The following is a 15,167-nucleotide window of genomic DNA, read 5'->3' as shown; positions in this document are numbered from 1 at the left end:
ACCAGTGACAACGCCCAGTTTGTCCAATTGGTCGGCAAATCGATGACGACATAATCATATTGCTGCCGCGCTAGATCAATGATCCGCAATATCTGATCGGCATTAACTGCTTCAATTGGCATCATGTCGACTGGCGCCGCAATGACATGAAGCCCGCTTTCTGTTGTTGTGGCAACAGAGCGCAGCAACGCGCCATCAATCCGCGATCCGGCCTCAAGCAAATCTGCAATTGAAAGCTGGTTAGACAGGCCGAGATAAGACGCCGCATCACCGAATTGCAGGTCGAGGTCGAAAACACACACGCCGCGGCCTGTGGTCCGTGCGGCAAGCTCGCTACCCAGATGCGTAGCGATCGTCGTTGCGCCCACACCGCCGATGCTCTTCATGATCGTAACCAGCTGGCCCAGCGCAACCTCGGAAGCGGGCTCCGCGCGCAGCTCGACCGAGATTTCCCGTAATATCTCGATAAGCTCCGCCTGCGGTAACGGCAGGCTTACCACATCGCGCACACCTTGCCGCAACAATGTGCGTGCAAGGGCCAGGTTGGCGTCTCGCACGGCGGCGATCACGGGGAGGTCGGGATACAACGCGCGAACAGCCGAAAGCCGTTCCAGTGACGCCGGATTTGCAGGGGAAACCTCAAGTACCAGCACGCTTGCAGCGGCAAGCGCCGAAGAAGGTATCTCAGCATCCGCAGGCAAGGTATTCAGAATGATAGGCAATGCACCAGCGTCAGCAGCATCCAGCTGCGCCGCAACCATCTCGGCTTCCGACATAACAAGGAGCACAGAATGCCGATCGAGATCCAAAACCCAGTCCTCCGGTAGTGTTTGAAGTTGTGTTAGATAGCTCATATTCATTACCTAATTCGAAACCGTTCCAGTGCCGTCTTCGAGAGTGAGAGACGATGCGAATCCTGCTTTTGTCAGGGTTCCCCCGAAGAGTTGCCCTACCGATGACTGGAACTGCATGTTGCGTATTCGCACCGTGACGATTGGTGCCACATCCGGCCCATATGGATTACCGGCAAAACCGAGACCAGAATAGTCATAGTCGATCACGACATTCGCTGGCGTGATGCGACTATCAATTCGGCTCATTCTGGTTACGATATTGTTAAATGCAGTTGCACTAGCCGTAAGCTGAAAAACGCATGCCCCCTTGCAAGTGCAGGCGGCAGTGCTTGACGTGCCTGTACAGCTTACCCCTGGAAAAAGCGTGGAGCTCACAGGTCCGCCCTGCAAAACCCCGGATTGAGTGGTAAAATCGTAACTGCCCAAAGCCGAGGGCACAATATCCGTTACAGCAGCGTAGCGAACTCCCATTTGAGTTGCCTTTTCCGCCTGGTTCCATTCCCACATCAATCGACCAACATCAATGATGCCAAAGATAAACAACAGCAACAAGGGTAAGACCAGCGTAAATTCTGCTGCACTAGCCGCCGTTCGGTCACTCAAGATACGCCGGCTGATGTTCAGCACACCCCTTATCATCAGAAGCCCATCACTGCAGCTTGCGCATCAGCCTTCATATTCAAATTGGTTGTTGTAAAGCCAAGGTTGTTGAACAACGGTTGGTAAACAACGGTGGCAGTGACGTTTACCACCGGAGCGCCCCCGGGATTATTTTTGTAAATGCCGGTTGTTGTCCCGCTACTGCAAGGACTGGTAACAGTGATAGTGGCTGCATTAGTCCAGTTACTTATGCGGGGGGTTCCACCAGTGACACGGCCCGTACGCGTAACATTTCGTGTCGCGTCACGCACGGCTGTGGTCGGTGCACAACCGGAAAATGCCGAAAGCGGTTGCCGCGCTGCAAAACGCACGCCATCACGTACGCCATTAGCAACGATATGCTGGTTCCAAAAGAAACTCCCGGCATCGAAAATGCCAAACATAATTACAATGAGCAACGGTGTTACCAACGCCATCTCGGCCCCGGCGGCTCCGGCTCTGCATATCATCAAGGCGCGGAAGGACTTCATCGTCATTCAATCAAATAGGGGACGTCTCTGCGTCCAGAAGTGGCAGAACTGCTATCCCCGATAATTTCAACGTAAAGACGCATTTTGTTTCCGTTGCCCTCCATTGCCCTGACAATAAACACGTCCACCCATTTCGTCGGAGTAACAGGGGTTGTGTTTGAAACCGTGCCAAAGGGGATCAGCGCAACCGTCAACCTGCGACGATCTGACCCGAAATTGTAGTTTGAACCTATGGCGTCTTTGTATGTTTGATATCTGGACCGACCCCCCATTTGTCCGACCCACACCCCATCACCGATTTTTTGTGTACAGGGCGAAATAGGCGCGTTGAGGTGGCATGTGTCCATTTCATACTCAGTTATGTTGAGCGCAGGCGTGCAAGTTCCACCACCGTTTGGACAATCTTTTTGATCATTTCCGGTCTGAAAACGGGTGTTGAACCCCTTTTCGACAGATGCATTGACCCCGCTTTTTACCGTCACACCGCCAACGCGCTGGCACAAACCTGTTTGGTCATTCCAAGCGAGCGCAGCCTTGAGGTCAGAACCACCGCCGCCGGCATCAAGATATCCAAATCGGCTTGAGCCTTCTTCATTAAGAAGCAGGACGCCCACTCCCGGATTGAGGGGGCGTGCTTCGGCTGTCGGGTCGATCGCCATATACAGCGGTGGGACATTACAAACAGCAGATTGGATGCCAGCAAGCGCAGACGCGCCTAGGTTCGGTGAACTTAACAGCCCTGTAATCGGTGTTAGCGCATAATTCACGCTTCGCGGTGTGACGCTAACCTTAACGCGCGTTGCCGTTGTATCCGTCCCTGCTGCGCCGGTATCCGTGAAGAAACTTATACTGGCAGTAGGAACAACGACTGCCGATCCTCCCCCGTCGTTCGATAGCCGGGTTTTGTTTGCTACCAGCGTTTGTGCGGCCGTTGTGGCGCGAGCGCGAGCGCCCGACAGTCCGTCCAATTGTGTCACCCCTGCCAGTGCAGCCTGATCGGCGGCGTTTTGCAATTCGGTATCCAGGGTGACCATACGCGCGTAATCAAACGCGATACCGCCAACGGCTATGAGTCCAAAAAGTGACAATGCGACTGTTGCTGCAACCGCTGCCGATTCATCCTTTTTAAGGCGCCATATAAACCGCAACACGATTCCATCTCCTTCATTACCTAGTTGGGTTGTCCACCCGAGCCACTTCCCGACTTGCTAACAGTTGTCTCAGCTCTGACCGGCTTTTTGACATTGCCCTTGCGATAGCGGTCCTGTGCTGCTGCTTGCGCGCCATTGGCCACCATTGCATCCGCATATTGCGGGTCCGGCTCTACGACTTGCGCCGCATAATTTGCGCGTACTGCATTACCAAGGCCGATATCATTTGGCGTGCAGGCCGCAACGCTGAGCGCCAACGCCGCACATGCAAATATCCGCTTAATAGTCATAGCCATCTGCCTTTTTGGTTGCGGTGGAGGTGCTGCCTTCTGGCGGGGGGGCATCGGGATTAACCGGGTCAACGCCTACCGCCTTGTCTGTCCGGCCAAGGAAGAACAATTCGCCTTCACTTGGGTTCTGCACGCGGTCCGTTGGAAGCTGGATCTGGCTTGCCTTTACCGGCTGCACAATGCGCGGTGTCACGACGATTACCAATTCGGTTTCACCCTTGGTAAAGCCGGATGAGCGGAACAATGCGCCGATGATGGGGATCGACCCCAACAAGGGCACCTGACGCACCGTAGTTGCAAAATCCTTGCGGATCAAACCAGCGAGCGCAAAGGATTCACCGTCACGCAGTTCAAGCACCGTGTTCGCGCGGCGCGTCTGCAAGCCGGGAATGGTCAGGCCATTTACCGTTATTGAAGCCGTCGGGTCGATTGAGCTAACCTCGGGCTCAACCTGAAGGTTGATGATACCATCGGCCAAGATAGTTGGCGTGAACGCAAGGCTGACGCCAAAAGGTTTAAATTCTACCGTGATCCCGCCAGCATTGCCGCCACCGGTGTTCTGCTGCACTGGTACGGGAAATTCCCCGCCAGCCAAGAAAGACGCGGTTTCCCCTGAAAGTGCAATCAATGTCGGTTCGGCGAGCGTTTTGACAAGGCCCTTGCGCTCAAGCGCATCGAGCGTGGCGTTAATATTCAGGCCAAGTGCACTGAACGCCTTGCGGAATACGCCAAAGCTTCCAGTGACGGAATCAAGCCGCAATATGCCCGACCCGTTTTCGTTTAGTGATGCACCCGCGCCGTTGCCTGTCGCTGAACCAAAGCTCGGGCCATCATTGGTGAAACCACTAATCCCGATTTGCTTGCCAGTCTGACGATTGATTTCGGAAAAGCGGACCTCAAGCATGACTTGCTGGCTTGCGCCGACCGACATCATGTTGATCACCTTGTCACCAGCGTAGCTTTGTGCAAGCTGCATGGCGCGGTCGACGGCGGGGCCGTTGGACACAACTCCCGTCAGCACCACTGCGTCATTCGAAATGCGCGCGCCAATTTGTTCGCCTGGGATCAGCTCAGCCATTTGGCGACGCAGCGACACAATGTCTGGCCCCACCGCGACATCGACCACCGAAATGACGATGTTGTTGCGGTCGTAGATGGTCAGGCTGGTCGTGCCCATTTTCTTGCCAAGCACATAAAGCGACCGGTTGGTGACGGGCACGATATCGGCGATTTCCTCATTGCCGACCATTGCCTTGGTAAAGGGCCGGTCAACGGTGACAACCTGGCTTTTATTCAGCGGAACATCCAGTTGCCCCGCAAGCAAGCCAGCGTCAGACGATGTCGAATAACCCTGCGCCAACGCAGCAGGGGCCGTGAGCGGAGCAAGTGCAAGCAGTGCTGCGGTCAGGAAAAATGCTGTTTTCATGCGCTTAATATCCCCCCTGGCGCGTGACATCGTAATTTGTACTTGTCGTGCCACGTACGATTTCGACGCCGACCGAATTTGCACGACGTGGCCGGGCAATGCCAACCGGGCCGCGGCGCACCGAAGTAACAGCTTGCGTTGGGTATGGGAAAGGGTTTGCCGAGAAAGCTGGCGTGGCTTCGCGCCGTTCTCCTGATCCGGCATAAAGGCTGACGCCCGTATTACCCTGCCCCAGATCGCGGGTGCCGACAGTTTGCGAGATAAACTCGTCCTGATTGGCGGCATTGCGTAACGCGAGCGACAATGAGCCGACTTGCCCTGCAAGCGCCAGTTTTTGCGCACCTTGCTGATCAACCGTTAGCGTCGCAGTAGCTCCTACCTTCGGCTCGGTTGCTTTTTCGCTTGCCACTTGGTTGATGGCCAGCACGCCGACATTTTGAAGCAATATGTCAGTGACCGGTTCGACCTCACCCACTTCACCATCCAGCTTTGGCGTGCGGGTCAAAAGAACATCGACGCGGTCACCGGGGAGGACGAAGCCTGCGACCCCTGCCACATCGTTAATGCGCACCGCAACGGCGCGCATATCAGTCTCTAGCAATTCGGAAAGGCTGGCCCTGCCGCCAAAGCCGGTGATCTTGCCTGGCAATATGGGTTCGCCGACCTCAATCGGACGAAGCACAACACGGGGCTCACCCCCATACAGGCCCTTGAGCGATTGAAACGCACCAGCGGGCATCGATGTTGCCGGCCAGCTGACCATGCGCGTGTTTTCTGCTGAAAGCGTCGCTCCATATTCCAATGGCACGCGCGCAACGGCTATTTGTACAAGGCGCCCCTGTTCCGCCGCAGTCGCCTGCTGCTCTTCCGCGCCCGACAAATAGGCATTGGCTATGATAACGGCTACTATACCGATGAGTGCCGCAATAGCCACGATCAACAAATTTCGATTTGCTAACATTTTGACCGAATACCCCGCCCCAATTAATTCACAAAACCAGTGTAAGCCGCCGCATCGAGAACCGATGCCGCGGCTTGCAATGATAAAACTAAGTAATAGAAGTTATTTTAGTGGCCTGTTTATTGAGTGAACCGCTAATTGCATCGCCTAAAGCAACAGCAGCAATAGCAATTCCAGAACCAATAATTGCAAGGATCAAAGCATATTCAGCGGCCGAAGCCCCGCTCTCATCGCGCAAAAACAATGTTACCAACTTAATCATGATAATACTCCTTATCCAATCTATGCAAATTCGGACGAAAATGATTGCCGCAATTGCCGCAAGCAACCCATCAGGATTTGCAAGCTTCTGAACCGGAAAAACCCGAACTATAATAACTCGGGCTACAGGCCGCCACCTCGTCGCCCGACGTGGCGGCCTGCGATTTAGAATTTACGTGATAGCCGCAATTTTGTTTGCTTGCTTGCCAAGTGAGTTACTGATTGCGCCGCCGAGTGCAACGGCAGCAACGGCAATACCCGAACCAACGATGGCAAGGATCAAAGCATATTCAGCAGCCGATGCGCCGCTCTCGTCACGCAGAAACGATGTTACAAACTTGACCATAATAATACCCCTTATATGTAAAAAAAATTCCATTTCGGCATCCGGCCGAACAGGACAGTCTAGGGAAAAGGGGCAAACTGAAACCAAACGCGACCCTGTTTTTGTTTTTAAGCCAGAATTGCGTCTGACCTCATTTCGCGTTCGTTTCCCTAGAACACCAAAAAGGTCCTCCAAAGGGGTGCCATCGTCAACATTTTAAATTTACGCTTAATTAACAAAGGTTTGCAGAAACTTTTTGTTAACCATAAGGCCAAATATGCAAAAAATGCCACAAAATCGCCGAATCACAATATGTTACTAAAGATGTATAACCCTCATGGCTAATCGGTATCATGTGTAAAATCGGGTAAACAGATGCCTGAGTTAACAGTGGCAAACTTACCAACCCCTTATTGTGTTCCGAATTAAACACGTTAGACACGCGCTATTCGCTCTGGGGGCCATATGGGTAGCAACGCATCACGTATTACTCTCTATCCGACCGCATTGCTTATCGGGCTGTTGCCAGTGTGGATGGTCCTGCTCCCGCTCGACATGACCAGCAAGCCGGAGAACTGGCAGGTCTTCGTGCGCGCTTACTCGTTTGTCGTGCCACTGGTCCAAATGATTTTCGTGCTGGTTGCAATGGGAAGTTTCTTTTCGCCCTTTCGCGCATTGCGGCAACTGCCCCGCTTAACAAAGGCAGCGTTATTGATCTGGATCGTCGTAGTAAGCGTGGTTTCGTTTCAACCTGACAAAGATCATGTGCATGCGGCTATCAACCTTTCCAAGCTTACCGTTGCGGCGTTGTTCTTGTTGGCGCTGATTGACATGGCAAGAGCCATTGGTCCGCGGTTCATTCTGGCGCTTTGGATATCCGTTGGCATAGGCACTTTGCTTTATGTGTTGTTATGGGCCACACATATCGTGATGGTCTCACCGCAAGGCGAAGAATGGGTGATCCGAGTCCCGGGCGTAAACAATGTCCGCCATACGGGATATTTTGCATTTGCCATTGTGGTAGCGGGCTTGGTCACTTTGATATCTTTCCGAAATAGCACAAATCTATATCTGCGTTGGGGCTTACCCATTTTATTTGGAGTGGTCGGCCTTGGTCTTGCATTATGGACGGGATCGCGAGGTCCATTGCTGGCGTCATTGGTCGCCATGTTCGCAACATTGTGCGTCGCAGCAGGTAATCGCAAACTGGTTGCCACGTTTTTGGTGTCATCAGCATTAGCCGCAACTGCAGTGGTATCAATGATGCCGGTACCTCATCCCATATACGGGATCGCCGGTGCCACCGGTATGGCAGATGTGACCGCTAAAGGTGATGCTGACGCAAGTTCGGGGCGAAAGGAGCTGTGGGCCGGAACAATAGACAGAATTGCTCAACGCCCATTGATGGGATGGGGCGTCGGCCAATTTGGCGAATTCGGTACCGCTAAGCCTGACGAATTTTTCCATCCGCACAACTTTCCACTGCAATTTTTGTTTGCCGGTGGAATCTTGTCGGTTCTACTTATATGCCTAACCTCCCTTCCCGCTTTGCGGCGATGGGGCTGGCCTTACGCACAGGGACCAAGCGCCGCTGGGGTCGGTGGCGTCATGGGCATGATGGTCTACTCGCTTTATGATGGCGCGCTGTATTTCAGCTACCCTATCACGATATTCATCGTGGCAATTGTAAGCTCGATTGCGCCGGCGCCAACGCAACGCGGGCACGATACGTCAGATTAACCCGTTCCGACAGTATGAGGTAAGGCAACCAGATCGCCATGCTGATCATGACCTTTTGCAAGTTACCCTGAAGCAAACTCGACAGCGCGTCGCCAACGCCCAGCGGCAAGCCAGCGGTGCCGCCGACAATCTGACCCATTAATAATTGCGAACTTATATCCAGCCCCCAAACAACAACGAGAAAACGGGGGAACCAGGGTGCACAGCGCAAGGCGGCCATGAAGCAAAGCACATATAAAAAGTTCATGACCACGACATCAAATGTCATCGCAGCGAACAGGACTTGTCCCCATAACGGCGCGTTGCCATTCATCGCGGGAACAGCAGCAAGAAATTCAAGGCTGCGCACCGGAACATTGATTAGCATACCAATCAGCAGTGACGCCATCATGCCGGTTGGGCCGAACAAGGGATGCTCACGGGCCGCCAAGACATCAACCGATTGCCATTTACCATAACGTGATAGGCGGATTTCGGGTTGCTGCATCAGCACGCCCCGGGGGAATAGCTGGCCCGCGATCCAAAAGGCAGCAAGCGGTGACAGGCCAAGCAGAACATAAGGCGTAACCGTTTGCAGCAAGCTTGCACTGCTGTTGATGAGCGACGAGGCAAAGCTGATCCTGAGCATACCCGCAAGCGCAACGAACACCACCCACGCAAGGATGATCTTGGGAAAACTGCCTTCGATCATCGCCACCGCAGATATGCTCTTACGATATAGCTTTGCTTGATATGCTGCCATAAGTGCCTTCATGACCTGCGTGCTCCAGATAGGGTAATCACACGCACGTTAGGTAAACAAGGTTAATAGAGTCTTTCATATTGGCTCTGTTTTTGCCGCGCTCAAGTTCACGGGTAATTTTGGCGGGCACGGTGCCTTCCTGGAGCACAATGAGTGGGTGGATAGTCCGCCCTGCTCTTCGTACCCATTATGAAGTATATACTTATCCAACCGCTTTTATCGCAGTGACGGCCTGAACGGCTTCTTGGTCAGCAAGAACCTGTTTGCGCCATGTGGCCAATGCTTGCCCGACAACCTGATCCATATTGTAATATTTGTAAGTCGCGATCCGACCAACGAACAATGTGTTTTGCTTCACGTTCTATTGTATTTACATCTTTCACGACCATTCACATGTCATTTATACCAAGTTCACTTAAACTAGGAAACTAATGCGTGTATGGATGGTTCCCACATTTCCTGATGAGTTGAGCAAAATGCGATGGAAATGTGGTCCGGCTTTGAATGTACGCTAAATCGCGTCGGCGATTGCTGTCAGGTTTGGCTGTTACCTCAGGAACGTAAAATGCACACTGCATTCAGGCTTCCGAATAATATTTTATATCGCATGTTCCTGGTACTTTAAGTATGAATTCGGCGAACAAAGCCTATCTACATTTTTCTGAATTGCGCCGAAACTGAATCGAAATGAAAACCCTCATCGGTAGACTATTAGAAATAATCGCGTAAATTCAGACATGTAAATTCAGGCGACAATAATGTTTGTCTCACGTGCCGTGATTAACTTTAAAAATGCCTCCATTTTGGGCCAACAAGCCAATTACGAACACGAGTTTAACCATTCCTTGAGGTTCTCAAGCTAGCGCAACTGGATGCATGCGCGCATTGTCATTGTGGATGATCGGTCGACCAACCTTCGCGTTTACGCGCAGTATGTCGCCATGATGGGTCCTGAATATTCGGCCAAGTGTTTTCACAGCGCGATTGACGCTTTGAAATGGCTTGAAACCGAAACTGCCGATCTGTTGATCGTCGATTATCGCATGCCCGAAATGAACGGGGCTGAATTTATAAGCAAAATACGTTCACGCACAGTTGGTGCGCACATCCCAGCTATTATTATCACCGCACGGCAGGATCGAGAGTGCCGGATCACCGCATTGGATGCAGGCGCAACGGATTTTTTACAGACACCGGTCACCCACATCGAATTTCGGGATCGGGCACAGCTTCTTCTGGGACAGCACTACCGCCAGCGCGAACTCAACCAATCACTTGAAATTAACCGTGCCGGTCAACAGGGTAATGAAGACAAAGCCGGAAAGTCGATTCTGGAACAGATCATCGACACCACCCCTATCCTTATCAACGCCACAGACCGGAATGGCAAATTTCTGTTCTTGAATTCGTACCAGGCTGCTCTTTTCGGGCGAGATCCGAATGAGCTTGTCGGCAAATCAATTGCTGCCATCATGGATCCAGATCTTGTAGAACGTGAGATGCGCAGGAACGCGATAATCCTGGAGTCAGGCGTTACCATCCCCAATTTCGAGGAGAAGTTTGTCAGCAAAGGCGTTGAGCTGATTTTCCATTGCAATAAATCGCCCTTGTTAAACAAAGATAATCAAGCAATCGGTATCCTGACGACAGGGTTAGACATCACAGCGCGCAAATTTGCTGAGCAGCACCGCACGCATCTCGCGTTGCACGACATGCTCACCGGGCTGCCAAACCGCACCCTGCTCGCACAGTGGATGCGAACGGCGATCGACGACAGCGAATCCAATAAGCGCGGCGCTGCACTTTTGTTGCTCGATCTGGACCGATTCAAAGTCATCAATGATACGCGCGGGCATCAAACGGGCGATGTCCTGCTACGGCAGGTCGCCGAACGCATTACGTCTGCATTGGACAGCAATGGCTTTGCTGCCCGCATCGGCGGTGATGAATTTGCCATCGTGCTGCAAAATCTTGAGGACAACACGAACGTCGCCGCGATTTGCACGCGATTGCTCGCAAAGATTGGCGAGCCGTATACAATTGGTGGCGTTGAACAGTTGATTGGCGCCAGTATCGGAGTTGCACTGATACCCGAGGACGGCACCTCGCCAGACGAACTTCTTCGGCTTGCCGATCTTGCCATGTATGAGGCGAAATCTTCAGGTAGAAACTGCTTTTGCTTTTTCTCCTCTCAAATGAACCATATCGCACAAATGAACGCCGGGGTTGAGGTCGATTTGCGCGAGGCACTGAACACCGAACAGCTTTTCCTCGAATATCAGCCAATTATTGACGCGAATTCAGGTGATCATGTCGGACTTGAAGCGCTGGTTCGCTGGAACCACCCCACGCGCGGGCGATTGGCTCCAGCAGATTTTATAAAGGTCGCGAACGACTCTGGTCTGATTGGCCGTATCGGCGCGTGGGTTGTCGAAGCCGTTTGCAAATTGATTGCTGATTTTACGCGGCAGGGAATTGAACTGCCCCATATCGCCGTCAATGTCTCTCCTAAGCAATTTCAATATGCTGCCATGTGCACTGAAATACTCGATCTCGTTGCAAAATATGACGTGCCCAGAGGTAAGCTGGCAATCGAAATAACAGAAGAGCTTTTAATTGATAACAGCCTGAAAGTGCATCAACAGTTGGCGAAACTGCAGGCGGGCGGAATCCAAATCTCCATCGATGATTTTGGAACTGGATATTCATCACTCCAATATCTGCGCGATTTGCCCGCCACCCGATTGAAGATCGACCAGACATTCATTTCACGCATCGAAACCTCGGCAACGGACCGTGCCATCATTTCCACTATCGCTCATCTGGCGCATGCGCTCGATATGCGCGTGGTTGCTGAAGGTGTGGAAACAGAGGCTCAATTCGCACTTTTACGGGCGTCAGGCTGCGACGAAGTGCAAGGCTTCCTGACTGGCCGTCCCTTATCTGTCGATGAACTGCATAAGCTTTTTGCCAACGGGCGCGCGCGGTTTCGATTGGCCACAAAATGAAGCGGCTAATTCGCCAATTTCGCAGTGAAGTGGCCCCGGAACAGCTTGTGCTGATCAACCGGATTATGCTCGGGGTCCTCTTGGGTGCGGCATGCTATTTTCTGGGTGCCAGCGGCTCGATCATAATCGCGTTTTTTTCCTATTCCACGTTAAACGTCCTGTTATTGGCTATGCAATGGCATGAGCTCTGGCAACAAGAGCGGCGCTGGTTGGTAGCCACCACGGCCGACGCCATTGTTGCTTTTTCAGTCATGTTTCAGGCGCCCGAGCAGATGTCGGTCTTTTATCCAATTTTGCTGTGGATGATATTAAGCAACGGGTTTCGCTTCGGCGTTAAATGGCTTGTGATTGCGTCAGTCATGGCGACGATCAGTTTTGGCAGCGTCGTTTTACTAACCGCATTCTGGCAGCAAAATCTCCTCCTGGGCGTAAGCCTGACCTTGGCTTTGCTTGCCATCCCGGCCTACTGCCTGACACTCATCCGGAATACCTACGTCGCAAAAGAGCAGGCGGAATTGGCCAGTAAGGCAAAAAGTTTCTTTCTGGCCAGTGTCAGTCATGAGCTGAGAACCCCGTTGAATGCCATCATCGGCTACGGCAATCATTTGCGTCAATCGAATATGCCAAGCGGCCAGAAAGACATGGTCGAAGCCAGCGTGCTAGCGGGCGAACATCTACTCAATCTGATTGAGCAGCTTATTGACGTGGCCAAAGCCGGCACAGGCACGACGCAGGTCAAGCGAACGACGTTTCGCCCAATTGAATTACTGGCCGAAATCCGTGATATCATGACGGTGCGCGCTGAAGAAAAAGGCCTCGCGCTTTATCTTCAGGCAGAGCCAATGAGCGATAATATTGTTGAAGGACCGGTCAGTGTCGTCCGAAATATCCTCCTCAATCTTGTAGGCAATGCAGCCAAGTTCACCGAAGCGGGATCGATCAGCATTAGTTGCGGGATACGTGTCCGAGATACTGAACATATATTATGGTTTTCGGTGTCAGATACCGGAATCGGAATTCCTGAATCCGCCAAGGACCGGATATTCCAGCCGTTTCAACAAGCCGATGAGACTGTCATGAACCGCTTTGGCGGCACCGGCCTTGGCCTGTCGATCTGCAAGCAGCTCACCGAGCAAGTTGACGGGAACATTTCCGTTGAAAGTCAGATTGGCCAGGGCAGCTCGTTCCGGATCGAAATTCCGGTAAAGGCTGTTGCGGGGCAGTCACAGCTCGACGACATCCATGCAAACGGCGAAGTCGATATCCTGTGCTTTGGTCAGATGAACGCTAATTTTCTGCAGCTGGCGCAGGGGACCTTCAACCTGCATCAAGTCCAATGTGCAGATAAGAACGACATCGGCACAGCCTTGACCAAACTTGATGTAACGCGTTTCCAAGTTGCGTTCATTGCAGATTCCCTCGCTCAGGACATTGCTCCTGATGACAATTTGTGGCGGATATTTGCCGATGCCGATATCGCACCGGTTCTGGTTTCCGAGTATGAAGCGAATGGAGCACGTGGCATTACCGAAAGACGCGCGTTCACTACGTTCTTATGGTCAAGCGCTCAATTGGCGGATATCCACAGCGCGGTAAAAATTGGATGTACCTTTGCCCGCAAAATGCGGTTTTCCAACGATCAGAGCAAGGATGAAAAGCGCTCGTACACACCAAAACGGATATTGGTCGCCGACGATAATCGGACAAACCGAAACGTTTTGGCGGCCATACTCGAATCTGCGGGTCACCATGTGTCGATGGCAACAGATGGCGACGAGGCGCTGATAGAATTGGAAAAGGGCGAAACCGACATACTTCTGCTCGACGTAAATATGCCGCGCTTAAGTGGAATAGATGCATGCGTCATGTGGCGACGGAGCGAAGGCGGTCTGAGGCGTTTGCCTATTATCGGTGTGACCGCCGATGCAACGACAGAAACTGAAACGAGATGCCTTGAAGCAGGAATGGACATGCGCATTACCAAGCCGGTCGATGCAAGGCTGCTCTTGTCCACAATCGAAAAATACTGCGCTCGTGCCACGGATGGGGAACATGCACCTTTCGACGATCGCCCCGAGCGGCAGAACATAGTGGTGCCAATAACCCGCGATCTCCCTTACAGTGATGAAGCCATTGATCGCGCTCAAATCCAATATCTTCGTTCGATTGGTGACCAGGTTTTTGTGAACACGATGATTGAAGGGTTCTTCGAAGACGTGGAACAGACGCTTGAGCCATTGCGAAAGGCGGTGAAGTCCGGTGATGTATTGGCATTTCGCTTTTGTGCTCACGCATTCAAAAGTTCAGGCAACAATATGGGTGCGCTGCCATTGGCCCGCTTGTGCGAAAAGCTGGAGAATATCAGCGATGCGGAATTTGCCGAGCACAAATCGGATTATCTCGCCCGACTGGAGGAGGAAATCGCCAGCGCGGTCACTGCGCTTCAAAAAGATAGCTACACTGGCGATCATGCCGTGATGGCCAAAGCCGGCTAAAACGCTTGAGATGTATTACCAAGCCGCAAACAATCACATCAGTTAGTTTGAGTTTAGAATATATATTAGCGGCGTGAGCAATGTAGGGGCTACTTGAAGTGCATCCTTGAACAGTCGGCGTGCCTGGGAATCCCCCACGACGACCACATCATTAGCGAACACCTCAGGGTCATTGTAGATTCCCCGACGGATTGACTTCAAATTATACAACGCTGCCATTTTTTGGCCGTTCACTGTCCTGAATATCACGACATCATCAAGCTTCGCGAATTCTCCAGTGCCCTTCGCGACCGCCACAGCACGCATCAAAGTCATCTTACCGATGACCGGATATAATCCAGGTTCGCGAACCTGCCCGTCGATCGTTACAACCTGACTTACAGTTTCTTTCAGGTTCACGGTCACCTGCGGATCACGGACATATTGGCCACGTAACCGGCCCTCGATTTCTTCTTCAAGCTCGCCTGGTGTTTTACCCGCGGCTTCCATGATGCCTGCTAATGGAAACGATATCCGTCCGCCGGCATCGGTCTGGACTTCCAGCTTACTGAGCTCTTGAATTCCAAAAACATCAATGGTCAACGTATCGAAAGGGCCAATTAAGTAAGGTCGGTTTTGTTCAAACAAATCGAGCCGTGTCGGTTCAGGCAACACATCGCTGTCGACAACCTTTACGTTGGAGACGCTTCCGGCTCCGCCAAGTTGCGAACCGCCACATGCCGAAAGCGCTGAGGACATAGCAAGAATTAATAGCAGTTTACGCATAGGTGATTCCCAAAACATT

General features: G+C 52.2%; 15 protein-coding genes. 3 read left to right on the top strand and 12 right to left on the bottom strand.

What is annotated here, in order from left to right:
* The 9 genes from ACLL9E_RS06395 to ACLL9E_RS06355 form a co-directional block, all read right to left on the bottom strand.
* Nucleotides 1–854, bottom strand: an 854-nt coding sequence (locus ACLL9E_RS06395; protein ID WP_411290908.1) for a CpaE family protein, incomplete at its 3' end; no start/stop codon positions are given.
* A gap of 9 nt (nt 855–863) precedes the next feature.
* Complete coding sequence (locus tag ACLL9E_RS06390; protein WP_411290907.1) at nt 864–1,481, bottom strand: TadE/TadG family type IV pilus assembly protein; 618 nt, start codon at nt 1,479–1,481, stop codon at nt 864–866.
* Nucleotides 1,482–1,492: 11 nt separating this feature from the next.
* Nucleotides 1,493–1,963, bottom strand: coding sequence for a TadE/TadG family type IV pilus assembly protein (locus tag ACLL9E_RS06385; RefSeq protein ID WP_411290909.1), 471 nt, complete (start codon nt 1,961–1,963; stop codon nt 1,493–1,495).
* A gap of 23 nt (nt 1,964–1,986) precedes the next feature.
* Nucleotides 1,987–3,135 (bottom strand): pilus assembly protein TadG-related protein, encoded by a 1,149-nt coding sequence (locus tag ACLL9E_RS06380; RefSeq protein WP_411290906.1) that lies wholly within the window; start codon nt 3,133–3,135, stop codon nt 1,987–1,989.
* A 20-nt stretch (nt 3,136–3,155) separates the two neighbouring features.
* Nucleotides 3,156–3,425 (bottom strand): hypothetical protein, encoded by a 270-nt coding sequence (locus ACLL9E_RS06375; RefSeq protein WP_411290905.1) that lies wholly within the window; start codon nt 3,423–3,425, stop codon nt 3,156–3,158.
* Nucleotides 3,415–4,851, bottom strand: coding sequence for a type II and III secretion system protein family protein (locus ACLL9E_RS06370; RefSeq protein ID WP_411290904.1), 1,437 nt, complete (start codon nt 4,849–4,851; stop codon nt 3,415–3,417). Before ACLL9E_RS06370 ends, ACLL9E_RS06375 begins: the two co-directional genes overlap by 11 nt.
* A gap of 4 nt (nt 4,852–4,855) precedes the next feature.
* Nucleotides 4,856–5,812 (bottom strand): Flp pilus assembly protein CpaB, encoded by a 957-nt coding sequence (cpaB, locus tag ACLL9E_RS06365; RefSeq protein WP_411290903.1) that lies wholly within the window; start codon nt 5,810–5,812, stop codon nt 4,856–4,858.
* A gap of 88 nt (nt 5,813–5,900) precedes the next feature.
* Entirely contained in the window at nt 5,901–6,074 is a 174-nt protein-coding gene (locus ACLL9E_RS06360; protein ID WP_411290902.1) for a Flp family type IVb pilin, read from the bottom strand.
* 171 nt (nt 6,075–6,245) lie between these two features.
* On the bottom strand, nt 6,246–6,419 hold the full coding sequence (locus ACLL9E_RS06355; RefSeq protein ID WP_411290901.1) for a Flp family type IVb pilin: 174 nt from the start codon (nt 6,417–6,419) through the stop codon (nt 6,246–6,248).
* 444 nt (nt 6,420–6,863) lie between these two features.
* Between ACLL9E_RS06355 and ACLL9E_RS06350 the strand changes: the two genes are divergently transcribed.
* Nucleotides 6,864–8,138, top strand: a complete 1,275-nt coding sequence (locus tag ACLL9E_RS06350) for an O-antigen ligase family protein (protein ID WP_411290900.1) — start codon at nt 6,864–6,866, stop codon at nt 8,136–8,138.
* On the opposite strand, the gene ACLL9E_RS06345 is transcribed toward ACLL9E_RS06350, so the two are convergent.
* The gene (locus ACLL9E_RS06345) at nt 8,071–8,892 is read right to left on the bottom strand and encodes a DUF2569 domain-containing protein (RefSeq protein WP_411290899.1); all 822 of its coding nucleotides are present in this window, start codon (nt 8,890–8,892) and stop codon (nt 8,071–8,073) included. The genes ACLL9E_RS06350 and ACLL9E_RS06345 overlap by 68 nt on opposite strands.
* A gap of 190 nt (nt 8,893–9,082) precedes the next feature.
* The gene (locus ACLL9E_RS06340) at nt 9,083–9,238 is read right to left on the bottom strand and encodes a hypothetical protein (RefSeq protein ID WP_411290898.1); all 156 of its coding nucleotides are present in this window, start codon (nt 9,236–9,238) and stop codon (nt 9,083–9,085) included.
* A gap of 514 nt (nt 9,239–9,752) precedes the next feature.
* Here ACLL9E_RS06340 and ACLL9E_RS06335 point away from each other — a divergent pair.
* Both ACLL9E_RS06335 and ACLL9E_RS06330 read left to right on the top strand, forming a co-directional pair.
* On the top strand, nt 9,753–11,888 hold the full coding sequence (locus ACLL9E_RS06335) for an EAL domain-containing protein (RefSeq protein ID WP_411290897.1): 2,136 nt from the start codon (nt 9,753–9,755) through the stop codon (nt 11,886–11,888).
* Nucleotides 11,885–14,383 (top strand): ATP-binding protein, encoded by a 2,499-nt coding sequence (locus tag ACLL9E_RS06330; RefSeq protein ID WP_411290896.1) that lies wholly within the window; start codon nt 11,885–11,887, stop codon nt 14,381–14,383. Before ACLL9E_RS06335 ends, ACLL9E_RS06330 begins: the two co-directional genes overlap by 4 nt.
* Nucleotides 14,384–14,425: 42 nt before the next feature.
* On the opposite strand, the gene ACLL9E_RS06325 is transcribed toward ACLL9E_RS06330, so the two are convergent.
* Entirely contained in the window at nt 14,426–15,148 is a 723-nt protein-coding gene (locus ACLL9E_RS06325) for a polysaccharide biosynthesis/export family protein (protein WP_411290895.1), read from the bottom strand.
* Nucleotides 15,149–15,167 lie beyond the last annotated feature (19 nt).

It is taken from the genome of Sphingorhabdus sp. (genome assembly GCF_046596595.1).
Lineage (GTDB): Bacteria > Pseudomonadota > Alphaproteobacteria > Sphingomonadales > Sphingomonadaceae > Sphingorhabdus_B.
The sequence above is the reverse complement of the archived record's forward strand: the minus strand, read 5'-3'. Positions and strand labels throughout refer to the sequence as shown.

What these genes read in the sequence shown, in the direction of transcription:
- ACLL9E_RS06385 (WP_411290909.1), bottom strand. Translation starts at nt 1,963, where the DNA reads ATGATATGCAGAGCCGGAGCCGCCGGGGCCGAGATGGCGTTGGTAACA.
- ACLL9E_RS06375 (WP_411290905.1), bottom strand. Translation starts at nt 3,425, where the DNA reads ATGACTATTAAGCGGATATTTGCATGTGCGGCGTTGGCGCTCAGCGTT.
- ACLL9E_RS06370 (WP_411290904.1), bottom strand. Translation starts at nt 4,851, where the DNA reads ATGAAAACAGCATTTTTCCTGACCGCAGCACTGCTTGCACTTGCTCCG.
- cpaB (WP_411290903.1), bottom strand. Translation starts at nt 5,812, where the DNA reads ATGTTAGCAAATCGAAATTTGTTGATCGTGGCTATTGCGGCACTCATC.
- ACLL9E_RS06360 (WP_411290902.1), bottom strand. Translation starts at nt 6,074, where the DNA reads ATGATTAAGTTGGTAACATTGTTTTTGCGCGATGAGAGCGGGGCTTCG.
- ACLL9E_RS06355 (WP_411290901.1), bottom strand. Translation starts at nt 6,419, where the DNA reads ATGGTCAAGTTTGTAACATCGTTTCTGCGTGACGAGAGCGGCGCATCG.
- ACLL9E_RS06350 (WP_411290900.1), top strand. Translation starts at nt 6,864, where the DNA reads ATGGGTAGCAACGCATCACGTATTACTCTCTATCCGACCGCATTGCTT.
- ACLL9E_RS06345 (WP_411290899.1), bottom strand. Translation starts at nt 8,892, where the DNA reads ATGAAGGCACTTATGGCAGCATATCAAGCAAAGCTATATCGTAAGAGC.
- ACLL9E_RS06335 (WP_411290897.1), top strand. Translation starts at nt 9,753, where the DNA reads ATGCATGCGCGCATTGTCATTGTGGATGATCGGTCGACCAACCTTCGC.
- ACLL9E_RS06330 (WP_411290896.1), top strand. Translation starts at nt 11,885, where the DNA reads ATGAAGCGGCTAATTCGCCAATTTCGCAGTGAAGTGGCCCCGGAACAG.
- ACLL9E_RS06325 (WP_411290895.1), bottom strand. Translation starts at nt 15,148, where the DNA reads ATGCGTAAACTGCTATTAATTCTTGCTATGTCCTCAGCGCTTTCGGCA.